The 12,911-nt window shown below is 68.5% G+C and carries 13 protein-coding genes; 9 read left to right on the top strand and 4 right to left on the bottom strand.

Translation table 11 applies throughout. From position 1 onward, the window contains the following. Nucleotides 1-294 precede the first annotated feature (294 nt). Together ACWDNU_RS35455 and ACWDNU_RS35450 are read right to left on the bottom strand one after the other, a co-directional pair. Nucleotides 295-1,635: a hypothetical protein gene (locus ACWDNU_RS35455; protein WP_449672091.1), complete on the bottom strand. Its 1,341-nt coding sequence runs from the start codon at nt 1,633-1,635 to the stop codon at nt 295-297. Nucleotides 1,636-1,990: 355 nt separating this feature from the next. After that, nucleotides 1,991-3,157, bottom strand: coding sequence for a pyridoxal phosphate-dependent aminotransferase (locus ACWDNU_RS35450; protein WP_449672090.1), 1,167 nt, complete (start codon nt 3,155-3,157; stop codon nt 1,991-1,993). Between the two features lie 29 nt (nt 3,158-3,186). Between ACWDNU_RS35450 and ACWDNU_RS35445 the strand changes: the two genes are divergently transcribed. Next, entirely contained in the window at nt 3,187-4,485 is a 1,299-nt protein-coding gene (locus tag ACWDNU_RS35445; RefSeq protein ID WP_449672089.1) for a DUF445 domain-containing protein, read from the top strand. Nucleotides 4,486-5,283: 798 nt separating this feature from the next. On the opposite strand, the gene ACWDNU_RS35440 is transcribed toward ACWDNU_RS35445, so the two are convergent. Then, nucleotides 5,284-5,751, bottom strand: a complete 468-nt coding sequence (locus ACWDNU_RS35440; protein ID WP_449672088.1) for a CGNR zinc finger domain-containing protein — start codon at nt 5,749-5,751, stop codon at nt 5,284-5,286. Between the two features lie 94 nt (nt 5,752-5,845). On the opposite strand from ACWDNU_RS35440, the gene ACWDNU_RS35435 reads away from it, so the two are divergent. The 3 genes from ACWDNU_RS35435 (at nt 5,846) to ACWDNU_RS35425 (ending at nt 7,234) form a co-directional block, all read left to right on the top strand. After that, complete coding sequence (locus ACWDNU_RS35435) at nt 5,846-6,214, top strand: VOC family protein (RefSeq protein ID WP_370932361.1); 369 nt, start codon at nt 5,846-5,848, stop codon at nt 6,212-6,214. A 71-nt stretch (nt 6,215-6,285) separates the two neighbouring features. Further along, on the top strand, nt 6,286-6,591 hold the full coding sequence (locus ACWDNU_RS35430; protein ID WP_449672094.1) for a TFIIB-type zinc ribbon-containing protein: 306 nt from the start codon (nt 6,286-6,288) through the stop codon (nt 6,589-6,591). A 16-nt stretch (nt 6,592-6,607) separates the two neighbouring features. Next, nucleotides 6,608-7,234 carry an AAA family ATPase gene (locus tag ACWDNU_RS35425; RefSeq protein ID WP_449672093.1) on the top strand — a complete coding sequence of 209 codons (627 nt, stop codon included), beginning with the start codon at nt 6,608-6,610 and terminating at the stop codon, nt 7,232-7,234. A 215-nt stretch (nt 7,235-7,449) separates the two neighbouring features. On the opposite strand, the gene ACWDNU_RS35420 is transcribed toward ACWDNU_RS35425, so the two are convergent. Further along, a complete protein-coding gene (locus ACWDNU_RS35420) occupies nt 7,450-8,619 on the bottom strand; it encodes a methyltransferase domain-containing protein (protein WP_449672087.1) in 1,170 nt (389 codons plus the stop codon). A gap of 140 nt (nt 8,620-8,759) precedes the next feature. On the opposite strand from ACWDNU_RS35420, the gene ACWDNU_RS35415 reads away from it, so the two are divergent. From ACWDNU_RS35415 to ACWDNU_RS35395, 5 genes are all read left to right on the top strand, one after another. Continuing rightward, nucleotides 8,760-9,158, top strand: a complete 399-nt coding sequence (locus ACWDNU_RS35415; RefSeq protein WP_043836265.1) for a helix-turn-helix domain-containing protein — start codon at nt 8,760-8,762, stop codon at nt 9,156-9,158. Continuing rightward, the gene (locus ACWDNU_RS35410) at nt 9,155-9,844 is read left to right on the top strand and encodes a hypothetical protein (RefSeq protein WP_370932358.1); all 690 of its coding nucleotides are present in this window, start codon (nt 9,155-9,157) and stop codon (nt 9,842-9,844) included. The genes ACWDNU_RS35415 and ACWDNU_RS35410 overlap by 4 nt, the downstream gene beginning before the upstream one ends. Before the next feature lie 727 nt (nt 9,845-10,571). After that, nucleotides 10,572-10,865 carry a DUF2516 family protein gene (locus tag ACWDNU_RS35405; RefSeq protein WP_344288105.1) on the top strand — a complete coding sequence of 98 codons (294 nt, stop codon included), beginning with the start codon at nt 10,572-10,574 and terminating at the stop codon, nt 10,863-10,865. A gap of 31 nt (nt 10,866-10,896) precedes the next feature. Then, on the top strand, nt 10,897-11,442 hold the full coding sequence (locus ACWDNU_RS35400) for a YbaK/EbsC family protein (RefSeq protein WP_449672086.1): 546 nt from the start codon (nt 10,897-10,899) through the stop codon (nt 11,440-11,442). Between the two features lie 73 nt (nt 11,443-11,515). Next, nucleotides 11,516-12,907: an aromatic amino acid lyase gene (locus tag ACWDNU_RS35395; protein ID WP_449672092.1), complete on the top strand. Its 1,392-nt coding sequence runs from the start codon at nt 11,516-11,518 to the stop codon at nt 12,905-12,907. The last annotated feature ends 4 nt before the right edge of the window (nt 12,908-12,911 follow it).

The following is a 12,911-nucleotide window of genomic DNA, read 5'->3' as shown; positions in this document are numbered from 1 at the left end:
GTACGCGATCCCGCTGATCGTGGTCGCCCTGATCGGCGGATTGTCCACCGGCACCACCGCGTTGTACGGCACCGGTCTGGACTTCAGCTCGATCTCGGGGGCAGCGCGGCGCCGGGACCAGGACCCGATCCGGCCGGGCGCGGTCGGCCGGTCGGGAAGTGCGGTCATGGTTCAGCCCCTGGTTCGAAGTGGCATGGGTGCGAAGGGGTGAGCCCGGCGCAGCGAACGGGCGCGCGCGATCAAGAAGTTGATCTTGACGTGGACGTAGCTCTCCCCGGGAAACCGGTCGAGCGGTCAGTCCGGGGAGGTGGTCGGCAGGGCGGCATCCCTGCCCGCGCCGTCGACCTCGTGGTCGCGGCTGACGCCGATGAGCTTGAGCTGAGTGACGGTGTCGCCGTCGCCGGCCAGCGCGAACAGCTGGCGCAGACCGCCGGAACCGTCGTGTCCCGGTGAGACAGTCGACGCGGGCGCGGCAGGCGCGGCCGGTGCCGAGGGCAGGCCTTCGCCGCCACCGCTGCTGCCGCCTCCGGCCTGGCTGCGCTCCTTGACCGGCGGCGCGGGCTGGGTTTCCTGCTTCGCGGCAGGCGGCACGGCGAGAACGCGGGCGGGCGCGGTGTGCACGACGGCGGGAGCCTGCTTGTTGACCTTCACGACGTCCGGCGCTTCAGGTTCTTTCGCCAGCTTCGTCGCGGGGGCGGCGGCGGTGACCGAGCCGCTGGCGACCGGTGCGGGTTCTGGGTGGACTGGCGGTTCGACGACCCGGACCGGCGCGGTGTCGATCACGGTGTCGACCGAGGTGACGGTGGTGTGCAGGGTCGTGTCGACGGTGTCGTCGACGGTTCCGAGGACGCTGTCGAGAAGCCCTGGCTGGTTGTGTTCGGGGCTGCCGAGCAGACCGTCCAGGAGGCCAGGGCCGGAGTCGCGGTCGGAGCCGCCGAGCAGGCCGTCGAGAAGTCCTTGCCGCGGTTCCTGGCTGGCGGTGCTGAGGATGCCGGGCTCGGGTTTGCTGCTGATGCTGCTGAGCAGGCCGGGCTGAGTGGTGGCTTTCGGCGTGGCTTCGCTCGCTGGCGCGTGGTGCTTTGGCTTGATGGGGCTCTTCGGCTTGGTGACCTTCGCCGCGGGGACGGGCCGAGAAGCGTGGTTCTGCGTGGCCGGTTCGCTTCCTGCCACTGTGGTCGGCCGGAAGCTCACGTCGGGCTGGAAGTCTTTGGCGGAGAAGTGGAACCGGTGCAGGTTGGCGCGCTTCGCACCGGTCGCCGAGCCGGGCATGGCCCAGGTGAGCGTGCCGGACGTGGCCGTTCCGGCGTACCGGTGCTCCGGATCGGTGTCGTGCGTGGCAGAGATGGGATGGTCGACGGGGTCGCCCGTCGCCGCGTTCGCCTGCGACAACGCCGCGCCGAGCAGCCATCCGGCCAGTGTGAGCCCGCCAGCGACGGCGATTCGGACGGCAGGCCGGGCGATCGGCGCCGCCCAAGCGCGTGGCCGTCGTCGCGCGCCCGCGCGCGCGAAGGAGGAATTCCGCTCAGCGCGGTCGACCATGCCCAGCAACGCGGAACCCGTGTTCCCGAGCGGACTGGCGCTCGCGCCGGAGGGCGCGGGATGTGCGAGGCCGCGCGGGGTCGCCATGCCGGTCACGCCACCACCACCGTCCGCGCCTGAAGCTCGTGCGGCCCACCGCACGAGGCTGATCTTGCTGGGGCTCTCTTCCGGCCAGGTCGCAGGTCCCCCGGGGCTGCCCTCTTTCTAGCACCGGACGCGAGTGTTTCATCTCTCCCGCGCTCGATCCACCCCGTACGGCGGAACGTCCCCACCGGCTCTGGTGTCCGATCCGCCCTAGTCGATCACCCAGCGTCGCTTCAACCGGGGCGAATGCGGCCATCCGGGCGGCTGTCCGACGGCGCGAATTCGGGCGTTGACCCGATGTTTCGGCCACCGCGACACTCTCGGTATTCCGTTCCCGCAGGGAGAAACCGGGGCCGGGCCGCAGTCGTCAGACGAGTTTCCGCAGGCGTTCGACCGCTTCGTCGATCACCTCGTTGCGCTTGCAGAACGCGAACCTCAGCAAATGTTTCCACTCGTCCGGGTGATCCGTGAACACCTTGACGGGTACTGCCGCGACTCCGGCGCGTTCCGGCAGCGTCCAAGCGAGTTCGGCGGCGTCTTCGAAGCCGAGCGGACGCACGTCAGCTGTCACAAAATACGTCCCGGCACTCGGCCGTACAGCGAATCCCGCATCGGCAAGACCGGCGGACAGCCGATCGCGCTTCTCCTGAAGGCTCACGCGCAGGTTTTCGACCCACTCGAGCTCGTTGTCGAGCGCGTACGCGACGGCCGGCTGCAGCGGTCCGCCGGAGACGAAGGTGATGAACTGCTTCGCCGCCTTCACCGCGGCGACGAGCTCCGGCGTCGAGCAGATCCAGCCGATCTTCCAGCCGGTGCAGTTGAAGGTCTTGCCCGCGCTCGAGATCGCGACGGTCCGTTCGCGCATTCCAGGCAACGACGCGAGCGGAAGATGCTCGGCTCCGTCGAAGACGAGGTGTTCGTAGACCTCGTCGGTGACCGCGATGAGGTCGTGCTCGACGCACAGCCGCGCGACTTCCTCCAGCTGCGCGCGCGAAAACACCGTGCCGGTGGGGTTGTGCGGCGAATTCAGCAGCACCGCGCGGGTATTGGGCGTGATCGCGTCGCGGAGAGCGTCGAGGTCGAGTTCAAGCTGTCCGTTCTCGGTTTCGACCAGCCCGATGACCCGTCGCCGCGCGCCCGCCATCGCGACCGCGGCGGCGTATGAGTCGTAATACGGCTCGACCACGATCACCTCGTCGCCAGCCTCGGTCAGCGCGATGAGCGTCGCCGCGATGGCCTCGGTCGCACCCGCGGTGACCAGGATCTCCGTGTCCGGGTCGTAGCTGGCGCCGTAACGCTGGCGATGCCGGCTGATCGCGGCGCGCAGCTCCGGACGGCCCGGCCCCGGCGGGTACTGGTTGTCGCCGCCGAACAGCGAATTCTTCGCCGTTTCGAGCATTCCGGCGGGCCCGTCGGTGTCCGGAAAGCCCTGGCCGAGGTTGACCGCGTCGTGCCGGACGGCGAGCGCGGTCATCTCCGCGAAGACCGTCGAGGCGAACGGGCGGAGGCGGGGGACGAGAGCTGGTTCACGCACGAGAACGCATCCTCACGGACAATGGCGGTGTGGAGCAACTCACCCCTGCCAAGGTCACGCCCGCGGACCCGCCCGGCGGCACCGCCGGCGAAGAGGCGAAACGGCGCGGCCTGCGCAAGATGAAGCTGGTCGCGCTGTCCTTCCTGCTCGGCGCGACGATCGTGTTCCTGCTGACGAGCTGGGCGGAGTCGGCAGGCTGGCCGGGCTGGGTCGGCTACGTGCGCGCCGCGGCCGAGGCGGGCATGGTCGGCGCGCTCGCGGACTGGTTCGCGGTGACCGCGCTGTTCCGGCATCCGCTCGGCCTGCGGATCCCGCACACCGCGATCATCCCGAACAAAAAGGACGCGCTCGGCAACAGCCTCGGCGAGTTCGTCGGCTCGAACTTCCTGTCTCCCGATGTCATCCGCGACAAGCTCCGCCGCGTCGAGGTCGCCAGCAGGCTCGGCGCTTGGCTCTCGCAGCGCGACAACGCGGAACGCGTGACGTCGGAACTGGCGACAGTCGTGCGCGGTGCCGTGACGGTGCTGCGCGACGAGGACGTGCAGGCGATCATGGAGCAGGCCGTGGTCAAGCGCGTGATCGACAAGCCGTGGGGCCCGCCGCTCGGCAAAATCCTGGCAGGCGTCTTCGAGGACGGCGCACACCACAAGCTCGTGGACCTGATGTGCGACCGGGCTTACGAGTGGGTCCGGGACAACCACCAGACGATGCTGCGCGTGGTCTCGGACCGCGCGCCGAGCTGGTCGCCGAAGTTCGTGGACGAAATGCTGGCGGACAAGGTGTACGGCGAGGTCCTGACGTTCGCCTGGGCCGTGAAGACGGACGTCAACCACCCGATGCGCCTCGCGCTGGACAAGTTCCTCGGCGAGTTCGCGCAGGATCTGCAGACCGACCCGAAGACGATGGAGCGGGCCGAGCAGGTCAAGGGCCAGATCGTGAACCACGGCGAAGTGCAGAAGCTCATTGGAAATGCCTGGGCGACGGCCAAGGAAATGCTGCTGAACGCCGCGGAGGACCCGTCGAGCGAACTGCGCCAGCGGGTCCGTGGTGGCCTGGAATCGCTCGGCAAGCGACTGGTGGACGACCCGTCGATGACCTCGAAGGTGGACGGCTGGGTCGAGAGCGCGGCGGTTTACCTGGTGACTCACTACTCGCGCGAGATCACGACGATCATCACGGACACGGTGGAGCGGTGGGATGCCGAGGAGACGTCCCGGAAGATCGAACTGCAGGTCGGGAGGGATCTGCAGTTCATCCGGATCAACGGGACTGTGGTGGGTGCGCTGGCCGGGCTGGTGATTTACGCGGTGGCGCAGTTGCTGTTCTGAGTCTCTGGTTCTGCCGTTGTTCTGCGGGGCAGGGCTGGTTCGGCGCTGTGGTGAAGGCTGCGCGGCCGGGCTTGGCTGAGGGCGGGTCTGCGGCGGCGCGGTGGGGGTTGGGCGGTTGCGGCGAGAGCAGTGTCGTGAGGGCGGCCGAGTGCTGGGGCGGGTTGCGGTGAGAGTCGTGGCGTGCGGCGAACTGACTGCCGGGCAGTTTGGCGGTGCAGTGGGCTTGGCTGAGGGCGGGTCGGCGGCGGCGCGGCAAGGGCTGGGCGGTTGTGGTGAGAGCCGTGCGGCGAGGCGGGTTGATGGCGGGCGGCGGCCGTCGTGATGGCTGTGCGGTGGGCGCGTTGAGGGCTAGCTGGCAGTTGCGGCGAGGGGCGTGCGTGCGGCTGGCTGCCGGTTGTGGTGAGGGCCAGCGCGGCGGGGTTCTGGCTGCCGGTTGAGGTGGATTTCGTTGTGGTTGAGCGGAATTCGTCGGCCGTGAGTGGAGACTGTCCCGCCGACCCGACCGCAGCCGCCCGGGGCCGGGGCTTACTTCAGTGGTCTGGTGCCGCTGCATCGGCCGCGTTTTCCTCGGTCTTTCCCCTGTCCCAGCCCGGGTGCGGCGGGTGGTCGACCGTATGCGCGCCGTCCTATACCACAGCCGCACCCCGCTCAAACCAGTTGTCCACAGGAAGCTGAGTTATCCCCGGGGTTATCCACAGGAATTCACGGTGATGGCCTAATCGCTGTCCACAACTTGTGGGGATCCGGGGCATCTGCACGTGCACATGTGGTGTGTGTGGACAAGTTGTCCACAGGGTCTTAGTTGTGCACAGCTGCCGTGCGGGCGCGCCAGGAGCGGGCTTTTTCGCGGTTTCCGCAGACGCGCATCGAGCACCAGGTGCGGGAGCGGTTGCGGGATTCGTCGAAGAAGGCCCACAGGCAGTCGTCGGCGGGGCAGATTTTCAGCCGGACCCAGTCGCCTCGGATGGCCATTCGGGTGGCCGCGGCGAGGGTCGCGGTGACGGCGTCCGGGGCGAGCAGCGTCGGGCCGGTGTCGGTGAGCGTGAAACGGAGCGGGACGTCCAGCGCCGTCGCGGGCAGTCGCGGATCGCCGACCGCGGCGCGCAGGCTGTCTCGCACCGCGCGGGCTTCGGCGGGATCGTTCGGTGCCACGTCGTGGTCCGCGGCCCACTGCCGCCAGAGCCCCGGATCGTCCAGCAGGTCGTCGCCCCGTTCGATGTCGACGGTGTTGAGAAAGGCGACCACCAGGGAAGCGTCGGTGTGCACCTGCCCAGTGTACGGGCGATATCGGTTGCGACCTGGTGGCCTAACCGACATACTCGCTTTACTGGTTACGCCACGAGGAGAGGATGGACGAAACATGGGTGCGATTCCGACATTCGGCGGCGTTGCGTTCGACTGTCCGGACCCGGCGGCGCTCGCCGGCTTCTATCGCTCCGTGCTCGAGTGGGCCGAACCTAAGGTCGCTGAGGACAACCACTGGGCCACGCTCGTCGACCCGCGCGGCGGCGTCCGGCTGGAATTCCAGCGGGTGGCTGATTACCGCGCGCCCGAATGGCCGTCGCAGGACACGCCGCAGCAGGCGCACCTCGACCTGGACGTCCCCGACCTCGAGGCCGCTCACCAGCGCATTCTCGGGCTGGGCGCGAAGCTGCTCGACGATTCGCCGGAGACGTTCCGCGTGTACGCCGATCCGGTCGGCCACCCGTTCTGCCTCTGCGCCTGCTGATCGGCTGCTGACACGGCGCGGCGAATCCGCGTAGGGTCGGATGCGTGATTTGTCCGAAGTGTCAGAACATGATGCGCACGGTCGACAGGAACGGCGTCCACATCGAGCAGTGCGACGGCTGCCGCGGGATCTTCCTCGATCGCGGCGAGCTGGAGCAGATCGCCGGTGCGGAGAGCGCGTTCTACCGGCAGCAGCCGCCGCAGTACGCCCGTGCCGATTCGCCTCGCCCTTATCAAGGCGGGTACTCGGATTCGCCCCGGCCATATCGGGGCGGGCACTCGGATTCGCCGCGGCCGTACCGCGGTGGCTACGGGGATTCGCCGCGACCGTACGACCGGCGGCGCAAGCGCAGCTTCCTCGAGAACCTCTTCGACTGAGTTGTCCACCGATCCAGTGGCGCTTGACCTGCGGATCTGTCCGTCCTGCGGCGACCGGGCGAGTTGTCCACAGGCGGACGGGGACCTCTTGCGGTGCGCGGAATGCGGCCAGCGGTGGCCGTTCCGGCGGCTGCCGTTGTTCGCGTTGACCGGCCCGAGCGCGGGCGGCAAATCGACGGTCGGGCCGAAGCTGGCGCAGCGGTTGGCGGGCGAGGCCGTCGTGCTGGAGCAGGACGTGCTGTGGACCGGCGCGTTGCGCGACGACGAACCGGGCAATCCGGCGTTTCGCGGGGCCTGGTTGCGGATGGCCGCGATGCTGCACCAGAACGGACGGCCGGTCGTGCTGTGCGGAACGGTCGCGCCGCAAGAGCTGGAACCGTTGCCAGAGCGCGTTTTCTTCTCGGATGTGCACTATCTGGCCCTGGTCGCGGACAACGAGACTCTCCGGCGGCGGTTGCGCGCCCGGCCCGCGTGGCGGGAGTGGGACGAGCCGCGCATCGAGGAAATGCTCGAGTTCAACCTGTGGATACGTGGGCAGGTCGAGTCCATCGACACGACGGACGCCCCGCTCGACGACGTCGTGACCGCGGTGGAGAAATGGGTCCGGGCCAGAATTGGGTCGGACCTAGGAATTGGTGCGTGAGCGGGAGTTTGGCTGGGTTCGACCTAGTGACCCTTCATTCCGCGCGGAGCCGTTCGTCGTAACTCCGCTGGGATTCGTGGATCTCGCCGGTGTGCGCATCGGGGATGGGCTTAGTCTTCCCTTTTTCAAGGGGCATCGTCCAGCCCGGTGCCGGTGATACTGCGGACGATGCAGCGCGCACGGCCAAACGGCCCAAGGCCTGGCGGCGGTCTCGATTACCGGGCGGATCCGTCGTCAGATTTGAGTTCCTGCAATGGCCAGCGGTTCTCAGACTGTGGATCGTCCAGCCAGAAGGTTTGTTCCTCGCTGTTCACCGTGAGCCCGAAACGGGATCGGCTGGGGCGGCCCAGTGATTCCCAGTGCCGGTGCGCGTCCTCGGCGAGATCCCACAACGCGCGCGGACCTCCTTGCGCTGCCTCGAAACCGGAGTCGGTGCGGCGGGTGCGGGCCCACGAGCCGTCCGGATGGGACAGTGCGAAGGCGCCGTTCGGATCGACGTGCACCGGGCGGACGTCGGGCAGCTCAAGCGAGGCAAAGAATTCGAAATGCCGTTGCGGCTTAAGCACATCTGACATCGACAACTCGGTCGGCCGCCATTGTGTGCCGGCGGCGTCCGGCAATTCCGCGAGCGGTGGCAGGCGATGTGCGCGCAAGGGCATGAATCGGCCGTCGCGGGACAGGACTTGGCCTTCGGCGGACGCGTCTTCGCCCGCGGTGAGGCGGACGAGTCCGCCGCCGAGCGGGCGGTTCAGGGTGGTGACGATGTGCCCGCCGGGGAGTGTTTGAGCAAGCCAGGCAAGGGGAATCCGCGAGACCGACGCGGTGCACAGGACCCGGTCGAAGAGGACTCCGGCCGGGAAGCCGAGTGCGCCGTCGCCGGTGGCGCACGCGGGTTCGTAGCCGCAGGAGGCAAGGCGTTCCCGCGCGGCGGCGGCAATGGCCGCGTCGATGTCCACTGTGGACACTTGGCCGGAACCGCAGCGGTGGCACAGCAAACCCGCGTTGTAGCCCGTTCCGGTGCCGATCTCCAGTACGCGATCGCCGTCGCGGACCAGGAGTTCTTCCAGCATGATCGCCATGATCGCGGGCATGCTGGACGAGCTGGTCGGCACGCCGGGGACTGGCCCGTGCGTGCGGGCGCGGTCCCACAGCGCCGGGTCGTCGTCGAGTTGGGTGACCAGGACGTCGCGCGAATAGACGCGGTCCAGCCAGTCCGGATCGCTGCGGTCGACCGCCGCCCAGCCGGTGCCGGCGGGCACGAAAAAGCGCGGCAGGAACGCGTGCCGCGGGACGGTGGCGAAAGCTTCGGCCCAGGCTTCGTCGTGCAGCACGTCCTCTTCGACGAGTTGCCGGACCAGGCGTCGACGCAACCGTTGTGCCCGCATAAGCCCAGGGTAACGGGGTGAGCGGAACCACACCCGATGGTTGCAAGCAGGGTGCTTGCAATAGCTAGCACGCGAGCGTACTGTCGAGTAGGTCGCGAGGAGGTGACCGGATGACAGAACCCGGCGGAGCACAGCGCCCCATGGACAAGGTCGCGGACATCGCCTCCGACATCGGCGAGTACATCCGCCAGCAGCGCAGTTCCGCGAAGATTTCGCTGCGCCAGCTGTCGAAACTCGCCGGAGTGTCCAATCCGTACCTGAGCCAGATCGAGCGCGGGGTCCGCAAACCCAGCGCGGAGATCCTGCAGCAGATCGCCAAAGGGCTGCGGATCTCGGCCGAAGCGTTGTACGTGCAGGCCGGGATTCTCGACCTGCCGACCGGCGGCCCGGTCGGCGACGCGATCCGCGCCGACGCCGAGCTGACCGAACGGCAGAAGCAGGTCCTGCTCGACGTCTACGAGTCCTTCCGGCGCGAAAACGCCGCCGCGAGCACCACCGCACCGAAGACCACCCAAGAGACCACTGAGGAGTCGGCATGACCACGCCCAAGACCGAGGACGTCCGCAAGGCCGTCAACACCGCGCTCGACCAGGTCCGCACCCCGCTGCTCGCCGCGCTCGGCGCCGGCAACCTGGCCAGCCAGGCCGTGACCGACGCGGTCGCCAAGGCCCGCGCCAACGTCACCAAGAACACCGAGGCCGCGCGCAAGGGCTTCGAGGAGCTGCCGACCGACGTCGAGAGCCTCCGCGAGAAGCTCGACCCGGCCGAGCTGCGCAAGGCCATCGACGAGTACACCGAGGCCGCGCTGAAGCTGTACAACAAGCTGGCCGAGTCCGGCGAGCAGGCGTGGGACAAGATCGCCGCTCAGCCGCAGGTCAAGAAGGCGCTCGAGCAGCTGGACGACGCGCTGACCGCCGCCCAGGAGCGCGTCGACGGCCTGACCGAGGAGACCCGCGAGCGCGTCGACGGCGTGCTTTCGAAGGTCACCAAGCGCACCCGTTCCGCTGGTGAGAAGGCCGCCCGCAAGGTGACTGAGGTGGCCGGCGAGACCGCAGACGCGGTTGAGGAAATCGGCGAGAACGTCGCGCACGAGACCCGGTCGGTGGCCCGCAAGGCTGCTAACCGCACCTCGCCGAAGACCGCTACGCCTGCCCGTCGCACCACGACCAGCAGCACGGCCACGGCGAACGCCAAGAAGCCGGCTGCGCCGAAGACGGAGAAGTGACGGTCGCGCTTACTTGCGCCGCATTGCACTGACGGCGGTTCGGGCGCTTCGGCGTTGGAATCGTTGGGGTGACTCGGTTTGCGCCGGAGTCGCCGAGGGCGAGAATTGAAGATCGAGGGGTCGCACGGCGGCCGGACCGAGGGTTGGTCCGGCCGCCGTGTGCTGTGTTGGGGGCTTTTCGGCTGAGGCGTCGGGGGTTGGCGCGTTGGGGCCATGGGGTGGTGGGGCCATGGGGTGGTGGCCGGTCTTGGGTTGGGCCTAATTCGGCGGGATTCGGTGGGTGCGGCCTGGCTGGCGGGCGTGGCTGGGTTCGGCCTAAGTTTCGGCGAGTCTTGTTGGGTTCGGCCTAGCTTGGGCGAGTTTCGTTCGGCCGGACCTAGGTTGGGGCAGCTTCGTTGGGCCCGACCTAGGTTGGGCGTGCGTGGTTAGGTTCGACCTAGGTTGACCGAGTTTCGTTGGGTCGGGCCTAGTCAGCGCGAGCGTCGTTGGGCCCGACCTAAGTTCGTGGCGAAGCGGGTGGGTTCGGCCTAGTCCCAGCAAAGGGCCGGGTTCGAGTCGCGTCGCGGCAGGGGGCCAAGGTCGCCAGAAGTGACCGTTGTCACCTCAGTCGCCACCGCGGCGGTCGACCATGGTTAACCCGCTCAACCTGACCTTGACCAGCAGTCACGTCGCGGCATCGGGGTTCGGGGGAGCGGGCGGCGTGGGCGGTTTGCCGTAAGCTGACGTCGTGCTGGTTGCCGAATGGATCCTCTGGGTCATCCACTGGGGCAGCGCCTTGGTCGGGCTCTTCGCCTTCGTTCACGCGCTGCTCCAGCGAGCTGACGCGTACTCGGCGGCCGATCGCAAGACCAAGCCGATCTGGATGTTGATCACCGGCGGGGCCACGCTCGCGCTGGTGCTGTTCCAGATCCAAGGGCCCGGGTTCATCTTCTGGGTGCCCGCGATGGCCGCGGCGCTCGTCTACATCGTCGACGTGCGGCCGAAGCTCATCGAGGTCCAGCGGGGCCACCGCAACTGGTGACCGGGGCCCCGGGCCGATTACATTCGGGTCGGTGACCACCTGGACTATCGCCGGAAGCCTCACCGTCGTTCCCGCGCCGACCCGTACTGACCTGCTCGCCGAACCCGTCGCCAAGGCACTGGCCGCGATGCCCGCGCCGGACGCGGTCGGCGTCACCGAGATCGATCCGGAACTCGCCGACACCGCCGCGTTTTGCGAGGCGTACGGGTCGCCGTTGACGGCCTCCGCGAACTGTGTCGTCGTCGCGGGCAAGCGCGCGGGCGAGGTTCGGTTCGCCGCGGCGCTTGTGCTCGCGACTACCCGCGCCGACGTCAACGGCGTCATCAAGCGTCGCCTCGACGTGCGCAAGGCGTCTTTCGCGCCGATGGACGAGGCCGTTTCCCTCACTGGCATGGAGTACGGCGGCATCACGCCCGTCGGGCTGCCCGCCGACTGGCCGATCCTCATCGACCAGGCCGTCGCGGACGCGCCGGAACTGGTGATCGGCAGCGGAATCCGCGGCAGCAAGCTCCTGATTTCCGGTTCGGCCCTCGCGGGGCTGCCGAACGCCGAGGTCATCGACGGGCTCGCGCGCTGAACTGTCCATAATGGACGAATCGACAGTGGTCGACCCGGCAGCGCTTGAAGCGCTTAGACAACAGCGCGACGCGATGCTGGCCGCGCTGGACAAACTCGAACCGGCCACGGTCGGCCCGGCAGTCCTCGACGCGCTTAAGCGGCAGCGCGAGGCGATGCTGGCCGCGCTCGACAACGACAGTCCGATCTACGGCGTCAACACCGGGATGGGGCGGCTCGCCGGAACTCGGCTCACCAGTGAGCAGCAGGCCGACCACCAGCGCAATCTTCTCGTCGGCCGGGCAGTGGGCGGGCCGCCGTGGTTGTCGCCGGAGTTGACCCGTGCGTTGCTGCGCATGCGATTGCGCGGGTTTCTCCGCGGTGACGCGGCGGTCAGCCCCGAGCTGGTCACCTTCCTCGCCGACCGAATCAACGACGGGTTCCTTCCCGCCGTCCCGCGCGACAGCCTCGGCAGCGCGGGCGAGATCATCCCGCTGGCGCACGCGTTCCAGACCTTCGTCGGGCTCGGCACGGTCATCGAGGACGGCATCGAAGTTCCGGCGGCGGAGGCGCTGCACGGACGTGGGGTGAAGCCGTTCGTACTCGGACCGAAGGAAGGGGCGAGCCTGATCCAAGGTTCGCCGCTGGCCGAGGCGTACGCGTGGGTCTGCGGCGAAAGAGCACGTCGGCTGCTTGATTGGCAGACGGTCTGCGCGGCGATCACCGTGGACGTTCTTGGTGCGCCGCAAGCGATCTACCGCGGCACTCGCATTGAGAAACTCATCGAAGGGGCCGCCGCGAAAAAGGGAGTCGTGCAGGCGCCGATCTCGGTGCGAGTCGGGCCGAAGGTGCTCGAATACGTCAGTCGGACGGTCGAGGAACTGCGGGAAACCCTGCAGCAGTCCTGGGAAACTCCAGCGGACTCACCTGCCTTCGCGAACGGCGAGTTCGTCCCGACGACCGGCTATCACGCAGCCGCGCTGGGCCTCCGAATGGATACAGCGAAGGCAGCGCTCATCCACGCGGCCGAGGTCTCGGTACAGCGACTGCACCGCCTCCTCGACCCGCAGTTCAGCAGTCTCCCGCCGCAGCTAGCGGTGGATCCTGGCCCACAGGCCGGACTCACGCCACTGCACAAACGCGCGGCGGGCGAGCTGCACGCGATGCGACGGCTGGCCGCACCGGCGACGCTCGGGTCGATCGACACTTCCGCTGGTCAGGAGGACGTGCAAGCGTTTGCCAGCAAGGCCGGCGCCGAACTCGAGACCGTCCTCGAACGCTTCTTCGCCATCACCGCGTGCGAGCTGATCGCCGGACGGCAGGCGCGGTACCTCGACGGCAAGCCAGGAGCGCCGAGGCTGGCCGACACCTACGCCTGGCTAGCGGCAAGGATCGAGCCGGTGGTGGTCGACCGGTCGCTGGGGCCGGAAATCGACCAGTTGGCCGCGGTGTGTCGTGAATGCCTATGCCGGTTAGAACCGGCATAGGCAC

Source organism: Amycolatopsis sp. NPDC003676 (assembly GCF_053587275.1).
This window is presented reverse-complemented; position numbering and strand designations above follow the sequence as displayed.